The following is a 22,203-nucleotide window of genomic DNA, read 5'->3' as shown; positions in this document are numbered from 1 at the left end:
CCGTTGATCTTTTCCCGCCGAGGCGGCCACTTTTCTTTCCTGTGGTCATCGCCACGGTTTTTCTCACGATCATCGGGATGACCGCCGGGTACGTGCTCGGCGAACGCCACCGCCGTGACAACCAGTCCCAGCAGTCCGCGCAGGGCGCCGGTCAGACTGCCTCGCCCACCGAGCAGGCCGCCACCCCGGAGCCGTCGGCCTCCGGGCCGCCCTGCCCGGACGCGGCGCAGAAGGCGGCCGCCGCGCTGGGTGTCGGCGAACTCGGACAGGTGCTGATGATCAAGACGAAGAGCCAGGCGACGGTCTGGATCTGCCAGGACGCGGGCGGCAACCTCTACTACCAGAGCCACACTCTGGTCAAAGGCCGCGACCTGCCGCTCACGCAGAACATCAACGGCCTCTTCCTGCCCGGCGTGACCAGCACCGATACCGGCTACGTGGTGGTCGACCAGAATCGGAACCGGTTCGTCGTGACGAGGGAACGCCTGCAGATCTCCTTCGCCGCCACCGGCAAGGTCGAGTCGGACACGGTCGAGACCTCGGTCGGGTGATCAGGGGAATCCTGGGCCGCCGGGCGGGGTTGTCGTAAGGAGCTGGAGCGGACCTGGAAAGATTGCCCCTGCATGAGGCATCTGATTCCGCATTCTTCCGGCACCGCAAATCGATCACGGAGGTAGGGCGCAACCGTGGCCCAATTTATCTACGTCCTGGAAAAGGCGCGCAAGGCGCACGGCGACAAGGTCGTGCTCGACAATGTGACGCTGAACTTCCTGCCAGGCGCCAAGATCGGTGTGGTCGGTCCCAACGGCGCCGGCAAGTCGAGTCTTTTGAAGATCATGGCGGGCATCGACAACGTCAGCAACGGCGAGGCCCGGCTGATGCCCGGCTTCACCGTGGGCATGCTGGCCCAGGAGCCGCCGCTCAACGACGCGAAGACCGTCCTCGGCAACATCGAGGAGGCGGTCGCCGAGACGAAGGCCAAGCTCGAGCGGTTCAACAAGATCGCCGAGCAGATGGCCACCGACTACACCGACGAGCTGATGGAAGAGATGGGCAAGCTCCAGGAGGAGCTCGACCACGCCGACGCGTGGGACGTCGACTCCCAGCTCGAACTGGCGATGGACGCCCTGCGCTGCCCGCCGCCGGACGCCGACGTCACCCAGCTCTCCGGTGGTGAGCGCCGCCGGGTCGCACTCTGCAAGCTGCTGCTCGAGGCGCCCGACCTGCTGCTGCTCGACGAGCCCACCAACCACCTGGACGCCGAGAGCGTGCAGTGGCTCGAGCAGCACCTGGCCAAGTACGCCGGCACCGTCATCGCGATCACCCACGACCGGTACTTCCTCGACAACGTGGCCAACTGGATCCTCGAGCTCGACCGCGGCCACACGTACCCGTACGAGGGCAACTACTCGACCTACCTCGACAAGAAGGCCGCCCGCCTGCAGCTGCAGGGCCGCAAGGACCAGAAGCTGCAGAAGCGCCTCACCGAGGAGCTCGAGTGGGTCCGGTCCAACGCGAAGGCCCGGCAGACCAAGTCGAAGGCCCGCCTCGAGCGGTACGAGGAGATGGCCACCGAGGCCGAGAAGACCCGCAAGCTCGACTTCGAGGAGATCCAGATCCCGCCGGGCCCGCGCCTGGGCAACACGGTCATCGAGACCAAGGATCTGACCAAGGGCTTCGACGGCCGCACGCTGATCAATCACCTGTCGTTCTCGCTGCCGCGCAACGGCATCGTCGGCATCATCGGCCCGAACGGCGTCGGCAAGACCACGCTGTTCAAGACCATCGTCGGGCTGGAGCAGCCGGACGACGGCTCGGTGCGGGTCGGCGAGACGGTCCAGCTGTCGTACGTGGACCAGAACCGGTCCAGCCTGGACGGCACCAAGACGGTGTGGGAGGTCGTCTCGGACGGTCTCGACCACCTGATGGTCGGCAAGGTCGAGATGCCGTCCCGGGCCTACGTGGCGGCGTTCGGCTTCAAGGGCCCCGACCAGCAGAAGCCGGTCAAGGTGCTCTCCGGCGGCGAGCGCAACCGGCTCAACCTCGCGATGACGCTGAAGATCGGCGGCAACGTGCTCCTGCTCGACGAGCCGACCAACGACCTCGACGTCGAGACCCTGTCCAGCCTGGAGAACGCTCTTCTCGAGTTCCCGGGCTGCGCCGTGGTCATCTCCCACGACCGGATGTTCCTCGACCGGGTCGCCACCCACATGCTCGCGTGGGAGGGCACCGACGAGGAGCCGGACAAGTGGTTCTGGTTCGAGGGCAACTACGAGGCGTACGAGAAGAACAAGATCGACCGCCTCGGCGCCGACGCGGCCCGCCCGCACCGGGTGACCTACCGCAAGCTGACCCGTGACTGAGAGATTCATCCACGACGTCCCCGTGCGCTGGTCCGACATGGACGCGTACGGGCACGTCAACAACGCGCGCTTCCTCACGCTCTACGAGGAGGCGCGCGTTGCGATGTTCTTCGTCGGGGCACGCAAGCACGGCCTCGGGTCGTTCGAGGAGGGCATCGTCATCGCCCGCCACGAGATCGACTACCTGCGCCCGGTGAACTACAGCGAGCCGGTCCGGGTCGAGATCTGGATCTCCGAGCTGCGGGCGGCGTCGTTCACCGTGTCCTACGAGCTGTTGGACGCCGGCGTGCTGGCCAGCCGAGCCAAGTCGACCTGCGTCCCCTACAACCTGGCCGAGGGCCATCCGCGCCGGCTCAACCAGGCCGAGCGCGACTTCCTAGCGCCCTACTACGCCGGATGACCGCGCACGGCCTGGCCGGGGTCGCCGACGCCGGGGCGTTCCTGGCCCGGCTGACCCGGCTCGACCCGGCCGCGCCGGTGCGCCTCAAGGCCTCCGGCGGGCGCACCGCCCTGTGGGCCCGCCTCCCGTGGGAGGCGCTGGTCACCCGTGAGGTGGCGTCCCTCGGCGAGGGGCCGGGCGATGCCACGGTGTCGGCCGCCGAGCTGCTGTCGGTGCTGGCCAAGGGCGGTGACTCGCTGCCCGCACTCCGTGACGAACAGTGGCGCTGGCCGCTGCCGCCGGCCTCGGCCGTGACGATCGAGTCGATTTCGGGCGCCGAACTCGCGCGCCTGGCCGCCGCGGCGGCCGGCACGCTTCGCGAGGTCGCGGCGGGCGCGCTGGGCGATCGGGCGATCGGCCAGAGAGCTGTACGCGATGCGCTGCTCGATCATGTCGCGTTGACCGTCACGCCGTCCGCCGGTGATCCGGTCGAGGTGTCCCAGCGACTCGTTCAGGCGGTCTCCCGGATGGGTTTCCTCGGACCGGCCGGTGTGGACACTCCGGAGACCCGGGTCCGGACGGCCGGAAGATGGGTGGGTCTTTCTGCACCATATGGAGTTGCATGGCTACAGAAAGTCGGGAAATTGACCGTTGTGCCTATAGGTATTCACCCGATCGGGTGATGGAGGATCGTACAACCGGCTTCGCCCTCCCGTTGGGGGGATGACCTCCGCGACCTGTACGGGTACCGTCGGCCCTCGGATCCAGTCGCTACGTCCGGCGACCAGGTCCGCTGGGGAGCGAGGTGCACAACGATGCCGTGGTGGTCATGGCGTCCGGGTTCGGCCGGGGGCAACGGATCGGATACCGACGAAAATTCCTCGGTGCGCAGCACCGTCCGCGTCGGGGTCCCATCCCAACGTGATCCGGGCCGGGTCGGCGTTCCGACGGCCGAGCCGAAGACGACCGAGCTGGCCAAGTCGACCGAGCTGGCCGAGGCGGAAGGTAAGGAGCAGGTCTCCGAAGTCACCCTGGCCCGCGTCGGCAAGGCACTCGACCTGCTCGACATCCGATACCTGGCCGACGGCGGCGGCAGCCTCCTCGCCATGTGGGAACGGCACGCGGTGCTGTTCACCCTGGAAGGCCCCGACGACGAGATCCTCGTGATGCGCGCCCGGCCCCACGCCACGGTCCCGCCCGACTGGGCCGACCGCGCCTACCGCATCGTCAACGAGTGGAACCACACGCGCCGCTTCTGCAAGGCATATGTTGGCGACCCGACCGAGCGCGGCCAGCTGCCGATCTACGCCGAGATGCAGGTGCCGCTGGCCTCCGGAGCGCACGACGCCCTGGTCGTCGAGATGCTCGACTGCGGCGCCGCGGTCGCCACCTCATTCGTCGACTGGCTCCACGACGAGGGTGCTTTGTTGTAAACCAGGCCCAAGGCGAAACTGCCCCGGAGCCGACCAGGCCCCGGGGCAGTGCTGGTTCTCGGTACTTCTTTCATGGCCGCGGCCATGCCACGGAACGGTCGCGCTTTGCCCCGCTGATGAGTCGGCAGCCGATTTTCTGACGCCGCGGGGTTTGCGGTGGCAGAAAATCGTCTACGGACTCATCAGCCTCCCAGGGGCAAAGCGCCCGCGGAGCGAAGCGGAGCCATTAAGCAGGGAACATGCCTACGCGGCCGTGGTATTCGTGGCCGAGCTGGTCGGTGTCGGAGCCGACCAGGAGGCCGTGTGGGGTCACCAGGAAGGTGCGTACGCCCACGCCGCGCGTGCGGGTCGGGTTCCATGACAGGGCGCGGCCGGTCGACGGGCTGACCGCGCCGATGCCGGGCCGGGCGACCGCGCCCGCGCCGGGGCCCTTGGCGTCCGTGCCGTACGGGTTGTCGAAGTAGCGCTGGTGTCCGCCCAGATAGACCGCCGCGCCCGTGACCGCTACCGCGTACAGCGAGTCGCCGCCGGTGCGCTGCACCCAGACCGGGTTGTGGCGGCCGCCGCCGGCCACCTCGAAACGGGCCGCCGAGTCGCACAGCCGGTCCGGCGCCGAGGCCCGGCCGGTCGCCGCGACCACGAAGTAGGAGCCGTCGGGGGAGAACTTCACCTGCCGCAGGTAGGTGTCGAAGCCCTTCATGCACGCCGGCTTGTACGCGTCGGTGTACCAGCTGGTCAGGGCCGCCGTCGGGCCCGAGATGTCGAACATGGCGATCTGGGTGCGGCCGTAGCCGCTCGCCTTCAGCAGGGCGCCGACCGCGACCAGCTTCCGGCCGTCCGGTGAGATGTCGAAGTGCTCGACCCGGGTGCGGCTCAGGCCGGGTGCGGTGAGCTTGGCGTCGAAGCCGCTGTCCACGGCGCCGGTGGTCGCGCTGAGGCGGGCCAGGCCGAGCCGGGTGACGCCGTTGATCGCCGAGAACGTTCCACCCGCGTACAGCTGGGAGCCGCGCACCGCGAGCGCCCGGACGTCGCCCCAGTTGATTTTGGCGCTGAAAGCGCCGGACCGGTCGCCGTCGAGGCCGACCCGGGCGATGCCGCGCGACGAGGCGCCGTCGACCGTCTTGAACGCGCCGCCCAGGTAGACCGTGTCGTCGGAGCCGGCGGCGAGCGAGTAGACGGCGCCGTCGACCTGCGGGGCGAACGAGCTGACCGCGCCCGTGTAGAGGTTGAACGCGAAGACGTTCTTGCGGGCGTAGGTCTGCCTGCGGGAACTGTCGGAGACCTTGGTGAAGGCGCCTCCGACGACTACCTCGTCGCCGACCAGGGCCAAGCTCCAGACCGTGCCGTCGAGCACGTTCGGGGTGAAGTCGACCGGGTCGGCCGAGACCACCGAGGATTGGGCGAGGTCGGCCGCTGCCGGCAGCGCGCCCGTGGTCGCTACGGCGACGGCGGCGGCTGCGGTGGCGGCGGCGAACAGGCGGCGACGCATGGGGCGGCTCCTGGCGCGATACCCGACATGTCGGGCGGAATGATTTGTCACCCAGCAAACGAGTGACGCGCGTCAGAAGAAACTCCTCAGCTGTTGACCATGAAGTACGCCGCTCGCTCCAGGTAGTCCCAGAGGGCGCTGTGGTGCGGCTCGGGCAGGCCGAGCGAGTCGACCGCGTCGCGCATGTGCTTGAGCCAGGCGTCGCGGGCCGCCTCGTCGACCACGAACGGCGCGTGCCGCATCCGCAGCCGCGGGTGGCCGCGGGTCGACGAATAAGTGTTGGGCCCGCCCCAGTACTGCATGAGGAACAGGGTCAGGCGGTCGGCGGCTGGGCCGAGCTCCTCTTCGGGATACATCGGGCGGAGCAGCGGATCGTCGGCCACGCCCGCGTAGAAGCGGTCGACGAGGCGGCGGAAGGTGGGTTCTCCGCCGACGGCGTCGAAGAAGCTGGCCTCTTCCGGCACGGATGTGGTCACCGTTCCATCCTGCCAGGCCGTCAGGTGCGCTCCGGTGTGACGCTCGTCGACACGGCTGAGACCGACGTCTCGGCGGAGTGGCGGGGCGGCCCGTGGTGCTCCGGAGCGGCTTCGACCGTCGGCGGGGCGGCATGTCGCGGCACGTGGGGCAGGATGCTGGCCGCCGCGTCGTCGGTCGCCAGCTGGAATGCCTGCCGGCTCGGCCAGCGGCCGATCAGCAGCGCCATCAGGGCGGTTCCGCCGATGCTCCACACGCCGACCACGAGCGGCAGCTTGAACTCGTTGGCCAGCCAGCCGGTGGCCATCACGCCCACGAACTGGCTCAGCTGCAGGCCGGTCTGCATCACACCGAACGCCCGGGCGCGGAAGCCGTGCGGCAGGATCAGCACGAACTTGCTGTTCAGGGTGGGGGAGAGGCCGCCCTGGGCGATGCCGGAGAGGGCGACCAGCACCGCCGCCAGCGGGGGCGGCGGCCCGATCAGCGCGGGCACCAGGATCAGGGTCGAGAGCACGGCCAGCGGGCGGATCAGCCGTTCGCGCCACTCCGGGCCGACCAGCCGGCCGGAGAACAGGCCGCCGATCACGAAGCCGATCGGACCGGCCGCCATGATCAGACCTTGGTTGAGGCCTCGGGTGGCCGAGTCGGGATCGCCCTGCGCGGCCCAGGCCGCGGCCAGGCCTTCCGGCACGATCGCGAACATCGTCAGCACGAAGATCAAAATCGCGATCGAGCGCAGGGTTTCCCGGCCGAAGACCAGCCGGAAGCCCTCGGCCGACTCTTGCAACAGGTGGGCGCGTTTGTTGCGCTCCCGGGCGGCCGGCCTCGAGCGTACGCCGGAGGCGATCAGTGACGCCGAGAGCGCGAACGTGACCACGTCGATCAGCAGGGCGAACTGCGGGTTGATCGCGGTCGCCAGCGCCGCGCCGGCCAGGTAGCCGACGACCTGCGCGGACTGGGTGGTGGTCGCGTTGGTGGCGATCGCCATCGGCATCTGCTCGCGCTTCATGAGCAGCGGGAGCAGGGCCGACCGGGCGGCCTGGGTGGGTGGCGCGCCGAGGCTGGCCACGAAGAGCAGGACGAGCATGACCCAGATCGGCAGGTGCGGGATGAGCAGCAGCCCGATCAGCACCATGCGGGACAGGTCGCAGGTGATCAGCACCGTGCGGTACGGATAGCGGTCGGCCAGCGCCGAGAGCAAGGCGCCGCCGACGACCCAGGGGAGGAAGTTGATCGCGAACGAGGCGGCGGAGAGGAGGACCGAGTGACTCTGCTGATAGACCAGGACGGCGATCGCGGCCCGGGCGAGGTAGTCGCCGACCCAGTTCACCAACAGTGAGAAATAGATCGCCCGATATTCACGGACGGCGAAGACCTCGCGAAAGGTTACCGGACGCTTCCGCTCCGTCACCGCAGCAGCGTCTTTTGCTGCCGGGGCAGAGGGGTCATCGGACACCAGGTCCTCCATCGATCTCGGTGGCTCGCCGGGTCGCGGCGTTTCACCGGGCACGCCCCGCGATGGATCTTGACGGGAACGTGATGCCGCAAGTGCAGATGCTCAAGCGGATTCTGCCCGATCGTCCGAGTCGATGCTAGGGCGTCCGGTCGGATTATCGGCCGTTCGGCCGAGGCCGGCCATCCCCCGGATGACTAATCCGCAGGTCAGGCACCCCCTTCGGGTGACTGTCCGGGTTCGGTCGGGGTGTATTCCGGTGGAATCGCAGACCGCGGAACCAATCGAGAGGCGGCGATCCGTTCGGAGAGTCCGGTGCTCTCCAGCGACTCGGTCAGGGCCTGCTGCAACGCGCGCTGCACCGTGACCCGGGCATCGGCGGTCGTCTTGGCGATCGTGCGGATGACCGCCCCGTCGACCGTCAGCTGCTCGACGCCGATCACCGTCGGTGGCTCCAGGAACTCGCTCTGGTGCTCGGGCTCGGTCGCCACCCGCTCGGCGGCCCGGCGCAGAACCGCGCTGGCGGTTTCGGAGTTGACGAACCCGATCGGCACGTCGACGACGACCATCGCCCAGCCCTGGCTCTTGTTGCCGACCCGGACGATCTCGCCGTTGCGGATGTACCACAGCACGCCGCGGGCGTCCCGGACCGTGGTGATCCGCAGGCCGACGGTCTCGACGACCCCGGTCGCCTCGCCCAGGTCGACCGTGTCGCCCACGCCGTACTGGTCCTCGAGCAGCATGAACAGGCCCGCTATCAGGTCCTTGACCAGGCTCTGGGCGCCGAAACCGAGGGCCACGCCGACGATGCCGGCGCTGGCCAGCAGCGGGCCCAGATCGAAGCCGAACTCGCCCATCACCAGCAGGGCGGCCAGCGTGAACACGGTCGCGGTGACGAAGCTGCGCAGCACCGAGCCGATCGCCTCGGCCCGCTGGCGGCGGCGCTCGGGAATGAACTGGCCGTCCTCCGCGACCGCGGCCGCCTTCTCCCGGAGCGGCCTGAGCAGGGCGGGCATCGACGCCCGGGTGGTGCTCGCGGTGAGCCGCCGGATGGCCCGGTGCAGCAGCCAGCGGATCAGCATCGCGATCAGGATGATCCCGATGACCCGCAGGGGCTTCACGATGATCACGTAGCTGCTGTTGGCCAGCCAGTGGATGTGCGTCCAGTCGTAGACCTGGGTGCAGAGCCGGTCGGTTTGGCAGGCCTGGGTGACGTCGGGGCTGTTGAAGACGATGCCGGGCGAGGTGGTGGGATCAGGGGTCGGAGCTAACAGGAACACGGGAAGCCACCGTACCGGGCCGGTCTGAAGCCGCTTTCAGGGACCACACAGCGCGTAGACCTCAGACGTTTACCACCCGGCTACGGATAGCGCTCGCAATTTGGTCATCCATCAGGGACTATTGGCGCACGAGGTTCTCCATCGGGAGAGCCTCGTCACCGACCTTGCATGAAGACACGACGCAGCGGGAGCGATTCAGCACCTACACCCGGAGGGTGATCACGATGCCTGACATACGACCCACAGTGGGCTCATCCGCGTTGGTTCTTAACGCCACCTACGAGCCGCTGTGCGTCGTATCGGTGCGTCGAGCGACCATCCTCGTGCTCACCGCCAAGGCCGAGTGCGTCTCCGACGGAGACGGAATTCTCCACAGCGCGCACACCAACCTTCCGGTGCCCTCGGTGGTGCGGCTCACCCGCTACGTCAAGGTCCCCTACCGCACCCACGTGGGCCTGTCCCGTCGGGCGATCTTCGCTCGCGACGGTGGCCGCTGCGCATACTGCCGTGGCTCGGCCGAGACCATCGACCACGTCTTCCCGCGCAGCCGTGGCGGCCTGCACGCCTGGGAAAACGTGGTGGCCGCGTGCGCCAAGTGCAATCACAGCAAGGGCGACAAGACCCCGGCCGAGCTCGGATGGCGGCTCCACCACATACCGGCGGCGCCCCGGGGGGTGGCGTGGCGGGTGCTGGGACACCGCACCCCCGACCCTCGTTGGGCAGATTGGCTGGACCTTCCGGCCGCCGCGGTTGAAGCCGAGGCGGCCTGATCTGTTTCTGGGGTTCCTACGCCTTGCGGGAGCCCACCAGCGAGGCGAAGACGACGACGTTGTCGGAGTAGCCCTGCCGGCCGCCCAGCCACGCACCGCCGCACGTCATCAGGCGCAGTGACGGCCGGCTGAAGTCGCCGTAGACCCGCTGGATCGGCAGCCGGCCCTTGTTGTAGTGCTCGACCGAGTTGACCTCGAAGATGGCGATCGAGCGGTCCGACCGCGTCACCTCGATCTTCTGCCCGGCCTTGAGCTGGGACAGGTGGTAGAAGACCGACGGCCCGGTCTTGGTGTCGGCGTGCCCGACGATCAGGGCCGGACCGAACTGGCCCGGGGTCGGGCCGCCGTCGAACCAGCCCGCCTCGTCGTGCCGCTGCAGGGGCGGCACGTCGACCGAGCCGTCCGATGCCAGGCCCACGTCGAGGATCGGCGCGTCGACCCGGATCGACGGGATCGTGAGCTGCCGGGGCCGGCTCGGGTCGAGCACCGGGAACGAGCGCGGCGGGGGATCGGTGGCGGCCCGGCCGTTGAACAGGTCGGGAAAGTGCAGGTTGGTGGCCGCCCCGATGCCCATCGCGACCACGAACAGCCCGAGGAAGAGCAGGGCGAGCGCGATCAGCCCGATCATCCCGGGACGCTTGCCGCGGATCGGCCGCGGCGGCTGCTTCGGTTTCGGCGGGGGCGTGCCCCGAAAGGGATGGCGTCCGGGGGCCGGCGGCGGGGCCGGCAGAGGCCCGGTGATCACACCCGGGGGCGGCGCGACGATCTGGGCCGGCCGCTTGCGGATGACCGATTCGGGCATGCGGGGGCCGGTGACCGAGCGCGGCGGCGCTTTCCCCTCACCGGACGGGCGCGGCGGCGCCGCTTCAGCTTCGCGGGACACGCTCGGCCCCTAGCCGAAGCGCCGTCGGCGCAATGCGAGGACGCCCAGCACCAGGCCCGCCGCCACCACGGCGAGACCGCCGCCGATCAGCGCCGGAGCCTGCCGCCCGGGCGCCATGCCGCCCCCGCCGGTGGCCGGGCCGCGGACCGGCTCCACCCGGGCGACCACGTGCAGCGTCGTCGAAGCGGTCTTGCCGCCGTCCGGGCAGCGCAGGTCGAGGTGGTAATCACCCGGCCGGGTGCCGGCCGGGACGGTGACCGTGGCGGTCAGGAAGCCGAACTGTGGCTTGACCGTGACCGTGCCGAACAGGCCCGAGGTGACCGTCGCCGACTTCAGGTTGTCGTCACAGGAGGCCCGCAGCGCCACCTCGTCGCCCGCCGGGGTGGTGCTCGGGTTGGTCTCGAGGAAGATCGACGCCGCGGCGTGCGCGGCCGGGGCCTGGGCAAATGGGACGGATAAGGCCATTGCCAGCGCCGCCAGGGCGGCGGGGACGGATGTGCGCATGGAATCCCCCCTCCTGCCGTTCGCGTGCACGAGGGCACGAACGGCGCGTGAGGGTGATTTTCGCATCCCGGGACCAGTTCCGCGTAGATCCCGACGGCGTGAGAAGCGCGTCCGGCCCTTCCGCGAGAAGTCCGGACGCCGTCTTCCCGACCCGACCGTCCGCCTTGACCGGCTCTCCGCTACCGTGATTGATGTTCGGATCAAACTGGAACATGGGCGCCTGGGGGCGTTGAGGTTGTCGATTGCAAGCACCATTGGTGTGTACGTACTCATTCCGCTCGGAGTGATCGTGCTGGTGGCGTCGGTCGTGCTGACCGGCAGCAACCGGTCTCGGCGCACGCGTCGCTACCGCCCCGGCCGGCCGTACGATTTCCAGCCGATGTGGTTCCTGGCATCGCCCGAGCGAGTCACCAGCCAGCCGGCCCTGGCCGGTGGCCACGCGGCGGCTCCGGCGCTCGACGCGCCGGTCTTCGAGGACAGCTCCGGCGCCCGGGTTCGGCCCGGCCCGGTAGGAGGCGCAAGTGACAGTTGGTGACGTGGAGCAGCGCCCGCTGACCACCGCCGCCCCGGCCCAGCCGGGCGGCGACGCCCACGCGGCCGCGCCCGAGCAGACCGCGCCGCCCGCCGCCGAGGTCTCGGTGGCCGACGGCCCCTTCACCACCCGGCAGTTGCTGCGGCTCGACGAGGCGCTGCGCATCGCCGACCAGCAGACCGGGCTGACCTTCAGCGTCTACGTCGGCGAGCTCGAGGTGCCGACCCGCGAGCACGCGGAGAGGCTGCACAAGCAGATCGAGGGCTCCGAACGGGCGGTCCTCATCGCGGTGTCGCCCAACCAGCGCCGCCTGGAGATCGTGACCGGCAACGAGGTCCGCAAGCGGATCTCCGACCGCGACGCCAAGCTGGCCGGCCTCTCGATGGCCGCGTCCTTCGCCGGCGGCGACCTCGCCGGTGGCGTGGTCTCCGGCATCGACCAGCTGGCCAGCCACGCCGGCCGGCACTGACCGAGTTTTTCGAAGGGCCCGCGCTTCGGCGCGGGCCCTTCTTTTCGGTACGCTCCGGCCACGCACGGTGAGTACGCTGGCACCGGAGGTGGTCACATGGTCATGGTGAGCCCGGCAGTCTCCCTGGGGGTGACCCCACCCGTCCGCTGGACCGCCCCCGAGGGCGACTGGACGGAGCCCGACCTGCACCTCTTCCCGCAGGACGGCCACCGCTACGAGATCGTCGACGGCAGCCTGCACGTCGCCCCGCCCGCCCCGCGCTGGCACGACGAGCTGGTCGGCGCCGTCGTGACCACGCTGCGATCGGCTGCCCCGCCCGGCTGGTGGGTCTGCGACCGGCTCGGCATCGGCATCAACCAGGGGGCCGGCGGCGCCAGCAATCTGGTGCCCGACGTGACCGTGCTGCGGCCCCGCTCGTCCGGGGCGACGTGGAGCGACCCGGCCGACGTGGCTCTGGTCGTCGAGATCGAGACCGCGGCCACCCGGCGCTACGACGAGGTGCTCAAGCCGACGCTCTACGCCGAGGCCGGCATCCGCGACTACTGGCGCGTCGAGCCGGGCCCGGTGCTGCACGTCTACGAGCTCGAGGCGGGCCGCTTCCGGCTCCGCGGATGCGTCGAGGGCGCCGAGCAGATCCGGCTCGACGCCCCCTATCCCGTACGGATAACACCCGCCGCCTGGCGTTAGCCGGCCTCTCAGCCCGCCGCGGTGTCCTTGGCCCGGGCCTTCAGGGCCCGCACCACGCCGTCGCGCCCCTCGGCCACCAGACGCCGCAGCGACGCCGGCTGACCGTCGCGGGCCAGCCACTGGTCGGTCAGCGCGATCGTCTCCTCGCTGATCTGGTAGGCCGGGTAGGCCATCATCGCGAACTCCTGCGCCGGCTCACTGTCCGAGCGGGCCCACACGTCGCCCACCACGTCGAAGAACCTGGTCGCGTAGGGCGCCGTCAGCTCCACGTGCTTGCTCGACTGGAAGCCGCTGAGCAGCGACCGGTTGAGCCAGTTCGGCAGGTCGGCGTCGCCGGTCAGCTGCGCCCAGACGCGGGCCTTGTTGTCCGCGGTCGGCACCAGCGCGTGGGCCAGTGCGGCCTCCCGCTCGCCGCTGGCCGTCCGGTCGCCCGACAGCTCGTCGTCGATCTCCTGCTCGGTCGCCACCCCCATCGAGGCCAGCGCCTGCAGCAAGGACCAGCGCAGCTCGGTGTCGACGACCAGGCCCTCGGGCACGTTCGTGCCGGTGAGCCAGCCGCGCAGCACGGCCAGCTCGTCGGCCGTCCGGGCGGCGATGATGAACGAGCGGGCCCAGCTCAGCTGCCAGCCGCTGCCCGGCTCGGCGGCCTCCAGTGAGGTCTTGGCGGTCGCGGCCAGCTGAGCCCAGCCGGTCGGCGCCCAGGCCGGGTCGGCGTACTGGCCCAGCGCGGTCGCCGCCTGCCGGAACGTCCACGTGGTGAGGTTGATGTCGGCCTCGGCGGGCAGGCCCGAGCAGACCAGCGTGACGTAGTCGCGGGCGGCCAGCTCGGCGTCGCGCAGCATGTCCCACGCCGCGTTCCAGCACAGGGCGCGGGCCAGCGAGGAGTCGAGGCCCGCGATGTGCCGCACGACGGTGGCCATCGAGCCCTCGTCGAGCCGCAGCTTGGCGTACGTCAGGTCGTCGTCGTTGAGCAGCAGCACGTCGGCCGCCCGCACCCCGACCAGGGCCGGGATCGTCGTGCGCTCGCCGGTCACGTCGATCTCGAGCAGGTCGCGCCGCACGAGCCGGTCGCCCTCGAGGTCGTAGAGGCCGACCCCGATGCGGTGGGTGCGCAGCGTCGGGAAGCCGGCCGGCGCCTCCTGGCGCACGACCACGCTCGCGTAGGTGCCGTCGGCACCCACCTCGATGACCGGGCGCAGCGTGTTGACCTGGGCCGTCTCGAGCCACTGGGCGGCGAACTTGCGTAGCTCGCGGCCGGACGCCGTCTCCAGCTCGGTCAGCAGGTCGTCGAAGGTCGCGTTCTGCCAGGCGTGCCGCTGGAAGTACGCCCGCAGGCCGGTCAGGAACGAGTCGAGCCCGACGTACGCCACGAGCTGCTTGATCACGCTGGCGCCCTTGGCGTACGTGATGCCGTCGAAGTTGACCTCGACCGCCTCGAGGTCGGGCATCTCGCAGTAGACCGGGTGGGTCGACGAGAGCTGGTCCTGCCGGTAGCCCCAGCTCTTGCGCACCGACAGGAACGTCGTCCAGGCGTCGGTGTAGCGGGTCGCCTCGGAGTTGCACCAGTGCGACGCCCACTCGGCGAACGACTCGTTGAGCCACAGGTCGTTCCACCAGCGCATGGTCACCAGGTCGCCGAACCACATGTGGGCCAGCTCGTGCAGGATCGTGTTGGCGCGCTGCTCGTATTCGAAGTCGGTGACCTGCGAGCGGAAGATGTAGTGCGCCTCGGCGTGGGTCACGCAGCCGAAGTTCTCCATCGCGCCGGCGTTGAAGTCGGGCACCCACAGCTGATCGTATTTGGGCAGCGGGTAGCGCACCCCGAACTGCTCGTGGAAGAAGTCGAAGCCCTGCTTGGTGACCTCGAACAGGTTGTCGGCGTCGAGGTAGCGCGCCATCGAGGCCCGGCAGAAGACGCCGAGCGAGATGCCGTCGTGCTCGTCGCGCACCTCGTGGTACGGCCCGGCGCAGAGCGCGGTGATGTACGAGCTCATCCGCACCGAGGTCTCGAAGTGCACCGTCTTGGCGCCGACCCCGGCCGCGGCCTCGGAGGCGACCGGCATGTTCGAGATGACCTTCCAGTGCGCCGGCACCGTGGCGTGCCACGTGTAGACGCTCTTCAGGTCGGGCTGGTCGAAGCAGGCGTAGACCCGCTGCGCGTCGGCCGTCTCGAACTGGCTGTAGAGATAGATCTCCTTGTCGACCGGGTCGAGGCTGCGCTGCAGGCCCTGCCCGCTCGCCGAGAACGCGAAGTCGGCGTCCACGACCAGCGTGTTCTCCGCGGCCAGCCCGGTCAGGGTCAGGCCCTTCTCGGCCGAGAACCCGCCCAGGTCGACCGGCTGGTCGTTGAGCGTGGCCGAGCGCACCGACACGGCCGCCGTCTCGATGAACGTCTCGGCGCCCGGCTCACCGCAGCGGAACGTGATGACGGTCGTCGAGCGGAAGGTGCCGTCGGCCGGGTTCCCATGCCCGTCGGTCAGATCCAGGGTGATGTCGTACCCCGAGACCTCGAGCAGGCGGGCCCGCTCGGCCGCCTCCACCTGGGTCAAGTTACGAACTCCGGCCACGACCACTCTCCTTAAGAGCGCAAATCCGTTTCCCGAGCCAGCCTATGCGCCGTCCGGGTGGTGCACCTCACCCCTACCTCAGGCGAGACCTGTAGGGCGCCGAATAGTTGCGAGGGGGAGTATCGAACCATGACTGAACGCGCCATGGTCGACATGTGGTTCGACCCGACCTGCCCCTGGGCGTGGATTACCTCGCGCTGGCTGCTCGAGGTCGAGAAGGTCCGGCCCCTCGACGTCCGTTTCAACGTGATGAGCCTGTCCGTCCTCAACGAGGGCCGGGACCATCTGTCCGAGTCATACCGCGCCGCTATGGACAAGGCGTGGGGACCCGTGCGGGTGTGCATGGCCGCCGCCGAGGCGGCCGGCCCGCAGGTTCTCCGCGACCTTTATACGGCCCTCGGGACCAGAATCCACCTGAAGAAGTACGAGCTGGGCGAGAAGCTCTACACCGAGGCGCTGGCCGAAGCCGGGCTCGACCCGGCGCTCGCCGACGCGGCCACCAGCGACGCCTGGGACGACGCCCTGCGCGCCAGCCACGACGCGGGCATGAAGCCGGTCGGCACCGACGTCGGCACCCCGGTCATCCACGCGCCCGGCCCCGACGGCGGCACGGTCGCGTTCTTCGGGCCCGTGGTCACGCCCGCCCCCAAGGGCGACGCGGCCGGCCGGCTCTGGGACGGCGTTCTACTGGTCGCCGGCACTCCCGGCTTCTTCGAGCTCAAGCGCACCCGGGACATCGGCCCCATCTTCGAGTGAATCCGCTGTCCTCCCGGCCCCCGCGTCGTTGGATGGGGTGACAAACCCCATCCAACGGAGGATGAGATGGCTGACACGGAGGCGGTCGCCACGTCGACGATCGCCGTGCACCGGGACGTCTGGACCCACCTCGAGCCCGATCTGGCGGCCCTGGTGGCCCCGCCGGTCTCCATCTCCGCGGCGCCGCTGGCCCGCTCGGTCGGGGCCTGGCGCAAGGGCCAGTTGGCCCGGTCACGGGGGAACATGCCGGTGCGCAGGCACCGGGTGGGCGCCCGGTAGATTGCGGCCCATGACGGTCGTGCACCCGATCAGCCGCGCCTGGATCACCACCGGCGGCACCGGCGCTCAAAACTACGACGAGTTCGCCGACGACTCCGAGATCACCCAGATCATCGCCGACAACCCGCACAGCGCCCTCGCGATCGAGATGCCGCACCGGGCACCCGATTCGGTCGGCAAGTCGTTCGCCGACTCGCTGCCCGACGCGGTCGCCCGGCTCGCCCTGGAGCGGGCCGAGGGCAGCTACCGCGAGTCCGAGCAGGTGGTCGTCCTCTACCGGATCACCGGGCAGGGCGAACCGCCGGCCTACGGCCTGTGGAGCATGGTCGACACCGATCAGATCTCCACCCGGGCCGACGAACCCGGCCTGGTGATCCGCAACGAGGACGTCTTCATCGAGAAGGTCCGCGAGCGGGTGGCTCTGGCCGGGGCGTTGAGCACGCTTCTCTCGCCCGTACTCCTGCTGCAGACCGCCAAGGGTGACGATCTGCACGCGGCCCTCGCCGCGGCGGCCGAGACGGCGGGCGAGCCCGCCGCGACCGATGTCGATCAGGCCGGGCGCACCCACGCCATCTGGCCGGTCGGTCCGGGCACCCTGCAGGACGAACTCACCGCGCTGGCCGGCGGCGGCGAACTGGTGGTCGCCGACGGCAACCACCGCAGCCTCGCCGCGCAGACCGGCGGGCTTCCCCGCTTCCTGGCCGTGATCACCACGCCGGCCTCGGTCTTCATCCAGCCCTACAACCGCCTCGTCGCGGAGCTCCCGTTGCCGCTCGACGAACTGCTGGCCCGCCTCCGCGCGGCCGGGGCGACGGTCACCGAGCTGCCGCGCGCCGCGCGAATTCCTTCCAAGGGCACGATCGAGATGTACGCCGCCGGGGGCCGGACATTCGCACTGGGACTCCCTCGCGATTTCAACGGATCCGAGGTCGACAACCTTGATCATGCCCTGGTCGAGCGGGTGCTGCTGCGCGACGCGATCGGCCTCGACCCGGGCGACAAGCGCATTTCCTACATCGGCGGCGACTATTCGGCCGACTGGCTGCGCGGCGAGGTCGACGCGGGCCGTTCCGAGCTGGCGGTGCTGATCGCCCCGGTCACCGTCGACGACTTCGTCGCGGTCAATCTGGAGCGCCAGAAGCTGCCCCGCAAGAGCACGTGGTTCACCCCGAAGGCCCGCGGTGGCCTCGTGCTGGCCCAGCTCGACTGAAATGCTGAATCCGCAGGTCACGGCGTCGGCGGCGTTCCGCCGGCGCCCCGACGCCTCGCTGCTGACGGGCGACCCGCTGGCCCTGCTCGCCTTCATCCGCCAGGCGATGGAGGACGCGAACGAGGACGAGACCGGCCCGGCGCTGCCGGTTCCGGTGGTCGTCGAGGTGGACGCCGGCGGCGTGCCCTGCCGCCTGTACGCGACCAGGACGGACGCCCCGCTCTTCGTCTACCTGCATGGCGGCGGCTGGTGCTACGGAAGCATCGAGACCGTCGACCGGTTCTGCCGCCGGGTCGCCGACCGGTCGGGCTGCGCGGTGCTGTCGGTCGACTACCGGCTGGCCCCCGAGCACCCGTTCCCGGCCGCCCTGCTCGACGTCGACACGGTCCTCGCGTACGCCCGCGGCGCCGGCGCCTCGTTGGGCGTCGACCCGTCCCGCCTCGCGATCGGCGGGGACAGCGCGGGCGGGCACCTGGCCGCGGTCGCGTGCCGCCGCCAGCGGGACGCCGGCACCCCGCTCGACTTCCAGGTCCTGATCTACCCGGTCATCGACCCGCTCCTGGCCTCCGAGTCGTACGCCGAACTCGGCTCGTACGGCCTCGACCGCGAGTCGATGAAGCTGGCCTGGGAGACGTTCATCCCGTCGGCGGCCGACCGGATGACCCCGGATGCGGCCCCGCTGGCCGCTTCCCTCGAGGGCCTGCCCCCGGCGCTGATCCAGACCGCCGAATACGACGTGCTGCGAGACGAAGGCGCCGACTACGCGGACGCCCTGCTCGCGGCCGGCGTCCCGGCGGTGCACACCCGCTACATGGGCGTCAACCACGGCTTCGCCCGCAAGATCGGCACGATCGACGACGCCCGGGTCGCGGCCGACCAGGTCGCCGCCTCGTTGCGTGCCGCGCTGACCTTCTGACCAACGTTCGCGGCTTCTTCTGGGAGACTTCGACCATGCGCGTCTACCTTGGCTCCGACCACGCCGGCTACGAGCTCAAAATGCACCTCGTCAACCATCTGACGAAGCAGGGGCACGACGTCGTGGACGTGGGCCCGCACGTGTACGACCCGGAGGACGACTACCCGTCGTTCTGCCTGCACACCGGCGCCCGCGTGGTCGCCGACCCGGGCTCCCTGGGCATCGTCATCGGCGGCTCGGGCAACGGCGAGCAGATCGCCGCCAACAAGATCGACGGCGTCCGCGCGGCCCTGGCCTGGCGGGTGGAGATCGCCCAGCTGGCCCGCCAGCACAACGACGCCAACGTGATCAGCCTCGGCGCCCGCGAGCACACCCTCGACGAGGCGACCTCGTTCGTCGAGACGTTCCTGGCCACCCCGTTCTCCGGCAACCCGCGCCACGCCCGCCGCATCGGCCAGGTGTCCGACTACGAGCGCACCCGCCAGCTCCCCGACCTCCCGGCCAGCTGACCCACGTTCTCCTCAGCGGCGGGGAAGTTCCTCGCGGGGCGTCCAGTTGCGGCGCACAATCACCAGGTTCTCGTCGGCGTCGGCAAGCTGCGCCTCAGACGGCCGGGCCGCATCCCGAGCCCGCAGCGCCGCACCGACGCTGACCTGCGACGACCCCGAGCCGACCAGGCCGCGTAGCCCGCGCTCACTCTCCCGCTCATCACCCGGCCCAGGCCGGCGCGGAATGCCACCGCCCCGCGGCACCCGGCGCTCCGCCCCCTCGTCCTCCTCCGGGTCACCAACCGCCCCGGTCGCCGCGATCGCCCCGCTCGCTCCGATCGCCGCGGTGACTCCGGTCGCCGCGGTGACTCCGGTCGCCGCGGTGGCTCCGGTCGCCGCGGTGGCTCCGGTCGCCGCGGTGGCTCCGGTCGCCGCGGTGGCTCCGGTCGCCGCGGTGGCTCCGGTCGCGCTCACCGGGTTCTCGCCCGGCTGCCGCTCCGGCCCAGCGCCCGCGAGCCCCTCTGGCCGCCCGGTCTTACCGTCCGCGGGCCGACCGGCCTCGTGCCCTGGCCGACCAGCCGGGAAAGGCGCCGGCCGGGCGCCCCCATCGGGCCCCGGCTTGTAGGCCGGGAATTGTGCCGGCCGGCGGCCCGCGTCGCGTGCTGGTGCGTCGGCCGGAAGTTGCCCTTGCCTGCTGCCCGCATCAGGCACCGGTGCGTCGGCCGGGAACTGCCCCTGCCGGTTGCCCGCACCGGGCGCCGGCATGTTGGCCGGGAATTGTGTCGTCCCGCTGCCCGCACTGTGCCCCGACTTGTCTCCCGGGAGCGGTGCCGGGCTGCCGCCCGTCTCCTGCCCGGTCCTGCTGCCCGTCTCGCGCCCGGTCCTGCCGCCCGCATCGTGGCCCGGCCGGTCGGTCCAGACCTGCGCCGGCCGGCCGCCCGCGAGCTGTTCCGGCGTGCCGGCCGCGGGCCGCTCAGGCGTGCCGGCCGCGGGCCGCTCGGGCGTGCCGGCCGCGGGCCGCTCGGGCGGGGGACCCGGGCGAGCCGGGGACGGTTCGGCGGTCTCGTCGGCGACGGACGCCGCGGCGGCCGCGCGAGCGGCCGACGAGGGGGGACGCACACGCCGGCGGCGACGCTCGGGCTCAGCCATGCCAGTGACGCTACCGCCGGCGGGAACACTCAGAACACCTCGATGGCATTCGGCTGCCGGTGCCACCCGAACGCGACCGACGGCAGATTGCCGGTCAGCCGGCGTACCCGTCCGGCCGCGGCCAACGCGGCGAGCGACGTGCCGCCCAGGTAGGCCGCCCCCAGCTCGGTGATCGAGCACGCGAAGTCGGGGGCGTCGTCAGTGCGCGTACACGTCACCTTGTCGGGCCCACCCGAAAGCCGCCACCGGCCCTGGTTGGCCGGGAGCAGCGGGTCGGTGACCTCGACCACCGCGTCGAGCGACGTCGCGTATTGCCGGGCCTCGAGGGCGGCCGGCAGGTCGAGGATGCGGATCCAGAGGCCGTCGACGTTGCGCCGGCCGAGCCGCCCGGGGTCGTCGACCAGGTATTGCACCGGCTCGTCGACCGCCGCCATCCAGAATTTCACCGTCCGGGTCAGGTCGATGCCGAGCAGGAAACGCCAGATCGCCTCGTACGCCTCCGGGCCGTCGGTGACCAGCTCGCGCACCACGACCACGCCGTCCGGACCCCACTCGTTCCACTTGCTCTCGCCCCGCCAGATCGCATAGCCGGCCGGGCCGCGCTCGTCCTCGTAGAGCACCCCGCGCGGGCCGGTCTGCTCACCGTGCCCGTCGCTGTAGTCGGCGAGCAGGTGCTTCCACCATTTCTCGTCGCGGCTGGAGAACCCGACCCGCTCGGCCCGCACGCGCTCGTAGACCGCCGCGAACTCGTCGGCCGCGGCCGGGGGCTTGATCAGGCGGAGGCGGCCGCTCGGCGGGGTGGCCGGCGGCGCGGTCAGGCGCACCTCGCGGCTGGTGATCTCGAGCCCGAGCCGCGACGAGGCCGGCCCGTAGCCGAAACGCGGATAGATCGCCGACTCGCTGGCCCAGAGCACCGCGATCGGCTCGTGACCGGCGGCGGCCAGCCCTTCGAGCTGCTGGCGCATCAGTTGGGTGAGGATGCCGCGCCGCCGGTGGGTCGGCGCAACCCCGACCCCGGTGACGTGGGCGGCCGGGACGATCGCGCCCGGCACGGTGAGATCTCGGGTCAGCGCGGTGGCGTGGCCCACGACGTGATCGTCGTGCTCGGCGACCAGCGAGCGGTCGGTCTCGGTAATCGACTGCTCACCGGCGCGCCGGCTCTCGGTCAGCGTCTCTTGGAAGACGAGCTCCATCAGGTCGGAGATCGCGTCGAAGTCGGCGGGGGTGGCAGTACGGAGGTGAACCGAGGAGTCCATGAATGTCTTCATAGCGGACCGGGCGCGCGGCGGCGAACGATTTGTTGGCTCGCTACTCTCGATAGGGCCGGGGCGGACGCCCCACCGAGCCGGGAGGGGACGAGATGCCGGAGCAACCGCAGTGGTCGGAGCGGACGCTCGACATGCCGCCGCAGGATCCGTGGGCCGAACACGGCACCGTGCCGCACGGCACGCCGCAGCCCGAGCGTCCGACCGTTCCGCACGGCACCCCCCGGGCGTACGAGCCGCCGGCCCCGCCGCCTCCGCAGGCGCCGTTCAGCCAGGGCCGGGCCCAGGTCAGCTCGCCGCAGCCGAACCGGCGGTTCGCCGATCACGAGCCGACCGGCACCGGCTGGCCGGGCACCGGCTCGCCGCAGCGACCGGCGATGAGCTGGCGCTGGAGCGAGCTGCGCCGGGGCGGCGAGTGGACCAGCGCGGCGGTGCTGTTCGCCTTCGTGGGCTGGGGCATCATGGCGATCTCCAACAACGGGTCGCTGTCGACCCAGGCGATCGTCTTCGTGGTCACGCTGATCGTCGCGGTCGGCGTCTTCTGCCTCGCCCGCGTGGTCGGCCACCTGGTGCTCGAGCGCTGGATGGGCCGCACCCGCCGGACGGCCCGCGGGTCGCATCTGGTCACCGCGCTGTTCCTGGTCGGTGTCGCGATCGCCGACCTGCAGCAGGTGCAGTGGGTGATGGACGCCGTCCACTGGGTCACGAACCAGGCTTAGGCTCCTCCGGTCCGCCGTCGGCCGGCTCGCCGGGCGTGGCCCGGTTCCGGCCGCTCGGCCACAGTGCGACCGCGATCATCACGACGCCCACCGCGATGAGCGCGGTCCACAGCCAGGTCATGGCTCAGGTGAGTGTCG

The 22,203-nt window shown here is 70.8% G+C and carries 24 protein-coding genes; 15 read left to right on the top strand and 9 right to left on the bottom strand.

The window, feature by feature from the left end; genetic code table 11:
* The first annotated feature begins 77 nt into the window (after positions 1–77).
* From AB0M88_RS35345 to AB0M88_RS35325, 5 genes are all read left to right on the top strand, one after another.
* Complete coding sequence (locus AB0M88_RS35345; RefSeq protein ID WP_364110157.1) at positions 78–551, top strand: hypothetical protein; 474 nt, start codon at positions 78–80, stop codon at positions 549–551.
* Between the two features lie 135 nt (positions 552–686).
* Positions 687–2,363, top strand: a complete 1,677-nt coding sequence (gene ettA, locus AB0M88_RS35340; RefSeq protein WP_364110156.1) for an energy-dependent translational throttle protein EttA — start codon at positions 687–689, stop codon at positions 2,361–2,363.
* Complete coding sequence (locus AB0M88_RS35335) at positions 2,356–2,763, top strand: thioesterase family protein (protein ID WP_364110155.1); 408 nt, start codon at positions 2,356–2,358, stop codon at positions 2,761–2,763. The genes ettA and AB0M88_RS35335 overlap by 8 nt, the downstream gene beginning before the upstream one ends.
* Positions 2,760–3,425, top strand: a complete 666-nt coding sequence (locus tag AB0M88_RS35330) for a hypothetical protein (protein WP_364110154.1) — start codon at positions 2,760–2,762, stop codon at positions 3,423–3,425. The genes AB0M88_RS35335 and AB0M88_RS35330 overlap by 4 nt, the downstream gene beginning before the upstream one ends.
* 132 nt (positions 3,426–3,557) lie before the next feature.
* The gene (locus AB0M88_RS35325; RefSeq protein WP_364110153.1) at positions 3,558–4,175 is read left to right on the top strand and encodes a YbjN domain-containing protein; all 618 of its coding nucleotides are present in this window, start codon (positions 3,558–3,560) and stop codon (positions 4,173–4,175) included.
* 226 nt (positions 4,176–4,401) lie between these two features.
* Here AB0M88_RS35325 and AB0M88_RS35320 read toward each other — a convergent pair whose 3' ends face one another.
* The 4 genes from AB0M88_RS35320 to AB0M88_RS35305 form a co-directional block, all read right to left on the bottom strand.
* The gene (locus AB0M88_RS35320) at positions 4,402–5,664 is read right to left on the bottom strand and encodes a PKD domain containing protein (RefSeq protein ID WP_364110152.1); all 1,263 of its coding nucleotides are present in this window, start codon (positions 5,662–5,664) and stop codon (positions 4,402–4,404) included.
* Positions 5,665–5,750: 86 nt separating this feature from the next.
* Positions 5,751–6,140: a globin gene (locus AB0M88_RS35315; RefSeq protein WP_364110151.1), complete on the bottom strand. Its 390-nt coding sequence runs from the start codon at positions 6,138–6,140 to the stop codon at positions 5,751–5,753.
* Between the two features lie 20 nt (positions 6,141–6,160).
* The gene (locus tag AB0M88_RS35310) at positions 6,161–7,549 is read right to left on the bottom strand and encodes an MFS transporter (protein WP_364110150.1); all 1,389 of its coding nucleotides are present in this window, start codon (positions 7,547–7,549) and stop codon (positions 6,161–6,163) included.
* Between the two features lie 251 nt (positions 7,550–7,800).
* The gene (locus AB0M88_RS35305; RefSeq protein ID WP_364110177.1) at positions 7,801–8,826 is read right to left on the bottom strand and encodes a mechanosensitive ion channel family protein; all 1,026 of its coding nucleotides are present in this window, start codon (positions 8,824–8,826) and stop codon (positions 7,801–7,803) included.
* Between the two features lie 269 nt (positions 8,827–9,095).
* Here AB0M88_RS35305 and AB0M88_RS35300 point away from each other — a divergent pair, with 269 nt between their 5' ends.
* Positions 9,096–9,641 carry an HNH endonuclease gene (locus AB0M88_RS35300; RefSeq protein WP_364110149.1) on the top strand — a complete coding sequence of 182 codons (546 nt, stop codon included), beginning with the start codon at positions 9,096–9,098 and terminating at the stop codon, positions 9,639–9,641.
* A gap of 16 nt (positions 9,642–9,657) precedes the next feature.
* Here the strand turns inward: AB0M88_RS35300 and AB0M88_RS35295 are convergent, their stop codons facing one another.
* Together AB0M88_RS35295 and AB0M88_RS35290 are read right to left on the bottom strand one after the other, a co-directional pair.
* Positions 9,658–10,269, bottom strand: a complete 612-nt coding sequence (locus tag AB0M88_RS35295) for a class F sortase (RefSeq protein ID WP_364110148.1) — start codon at positions 10,267–10,269, stop codon at positions 9,658–9,660.
* 264 nt (positions 10,270–10,533) lie between these two features.
* The gene (locus AB0M88_RS35290) at positions 10,534–11,028 is read right to left on the bottom strand and encodes a hypothetical protein (protein WP_364110147.1); all 495 of its coding nucleotides are present in this window, start codon (positions 11,026–11,028) and stop codon (positions 10,534–10,536) included.
* Between AB0M88_RS35290 and AB0M88_RS35285 the strand changes: the two genes are divergently transcribed.
* The 3 genes from AB0M88_RS35285 to AB0M88_RS35275 all read left to right on the top strand — a co-directional run bounded on the left by AB0M88_RS35285 (position 11,027) and on the right by AB0M88_RS35275 (position 12,716).
* Complete coding sequence (locus tag AB0M88_RS35285; protein WP_364110146.1) at positions 11,027–11,563, top strand: hypothetical protein; 537 nt, start codon at positions 11,027–11,029, stop codon at positions 11,561–11,563. The two genes, AB0M88_RS35290 and AB0M88_RS35285, sit on opposite strands and share 2 nt — an antisense overlap.
* Positions 11,564–11,666: 103 nt before the next feature.
* Positions 11,667–12,029, top strand: coding sequence for a DUF5130 family protein (locus tag AB0M88_RS35280; protein WP_364110176.1), 363 nt, complete (start codon positions 11,667–11,669; stop codon positions 12,027–12,029).
* 96 nt (positions 12,030–12,125) lie between these two features.
* Positions 12,126–12,716, top strand: a complete 591-nt coding sequence (locus AB0M88_RS35275; protein WP_364110145.1) for a Uma2 family endonuclease — start codon at positions 12,126–12,128, stop codon at positions 12,714–12,716.
* 8 nt (positions 12,717–12,724) lie between these two features.
* Here the strand turns inward: AB0M88_RS35275 and pepN are convergent, their stop codons facing one another.
* Complete coding sequence (pepN, locus tag AB0M88_RS35270) at positions 12,725–15,283, bottom strand: aminopeptidase N (RefSeq protein WP_364110144.1); 2,559 nt, start codon at positions 15,281–15,283, stop codon at positions 12,725–12,727.
* 129 nt (positions 15,284–15,412) lie between these two features.
* On the opposite strand from pepN, the gene AB0M88_RS35265 reads away from it, so the two are divergent.
* The 5 genes from AB0M88_RS35265 (at position 15,413) to AB0M88_RS35245 (ending at position 18,953) form a co-directional block, all read left to right on the top strand.
* On the top strand, positions 15,413–16,039 hold the full coding sequence (locus AB0M88_RS35265; RefSeq protein WP_364110143.1) for a DsbA family protein: 627 nt from the start codon (positions 15,413–15,415) through the stop codon (positions 16,037–16,039).
* Between the two features lie 66 nt (positions 16,040–16,105).
* Entirely contained in the window at positions 16,106–16,318 is a 213-nt protein-coding gene (locus AB0M88_RS35260; protein ID WP_364110142.1) for a hypothetical protein, read from the top strand.
* Positions 16,319–16,328: 10 nt separating this feature from the next.
* Positions 16,329–17,528, top strand: coding sequence for a DUF1015 family protein (locus AB0M88_RS35255; RefSeq protein WP_364110141.1), 1,200 nt, complete (start codon positions 16,329–16,331; stop codon positions 17,526–17,528).
* Position 17,529: 1 nt separating this feature from the next.
* Complete coding sequence (locus tag AB0M88_RS35250) at positions 17,530–18,444, top strand: alpha/beta hydrolase (protein WP_364110140.1); 915 nt, start codon at positions 17,530–17,532, stop codon at positions 18,442–18,444.
* A gap of 35 nt (positions 18,445–18,479) precedes the next feature.
* Positions 18,480–18,953 (top strand): ribose-5-phosphate isomerase, encoded by a 474-nt coding sequence (locus AB0M88_RS35245; protein ID WP_364110139.1) that lies wholly within the window; start codon positions 18,480–18,482, stop codon positions 18,951–18,953.
* Positions 18,954–18,965: 12 nt separating this feature from the next.
* Here AB0M88_RS35245 and AB0M88_RS35240 read toward each other — a convergent pair whose 3' ends face one another.
* Both AB0M88_RS35240 and AB0M88_RS35235 read right to left on the bottom strand, forming a co-directional pair.
* Positions 18,966–19,196, bottom strand: a complete 231-nt coding sequence (locus tag AB0M88_RS35240) for a hypothetical protein (RefSeq protein WP_364110175.1) — start codon at positions 19,194–19,196, stop codon at positions 18,966–18,968.
* Between the two features lie 914 nt (positions 19,197–20,110).
* A complete protein-coding gene (locus tag AB0M88_RS35235; protein ID WP_364110138.1) occupies positions 20,111–21,337 on the bottom strand; it encodes a GNAT family N-acetyltransferase in 1,227 nt (408 codons plus the stop codon).
* 104 nt (positions 21,338–21,441) lie between these two features.
* On the opposite strand from AB0M88_RS35235, the gene AB0M88_RS35230 reads away from it, so the two are divergent.
* Complete coding sequence (locus AB0M88_RS35230; RefSeq protein WP_364110137.1) at positions 21,442–22,065, top strand: DNA-directed RNA polymerase II; 624 nt, start codon at positions 21,442–21,444, stop codon at positions 22,063–22,065.
* Positions 22,066–22,203 lie beyond the last annotated feature (138 nt).

The sequence above is a fragment of the Actinoplanes sp. NPDC051411 genome, assembly GCF_040682075.1.
Taxonomy (GTDB): Bacteria; Actinomycetota; Actinomycetes; order Mycobacteriales; family Micromonosporaceae; genus Actinoplanes.
Note: the sequence above shows the minus strand (reverse complement) of the source record. Positions and strands in the feature narration are given on the sequence as shown.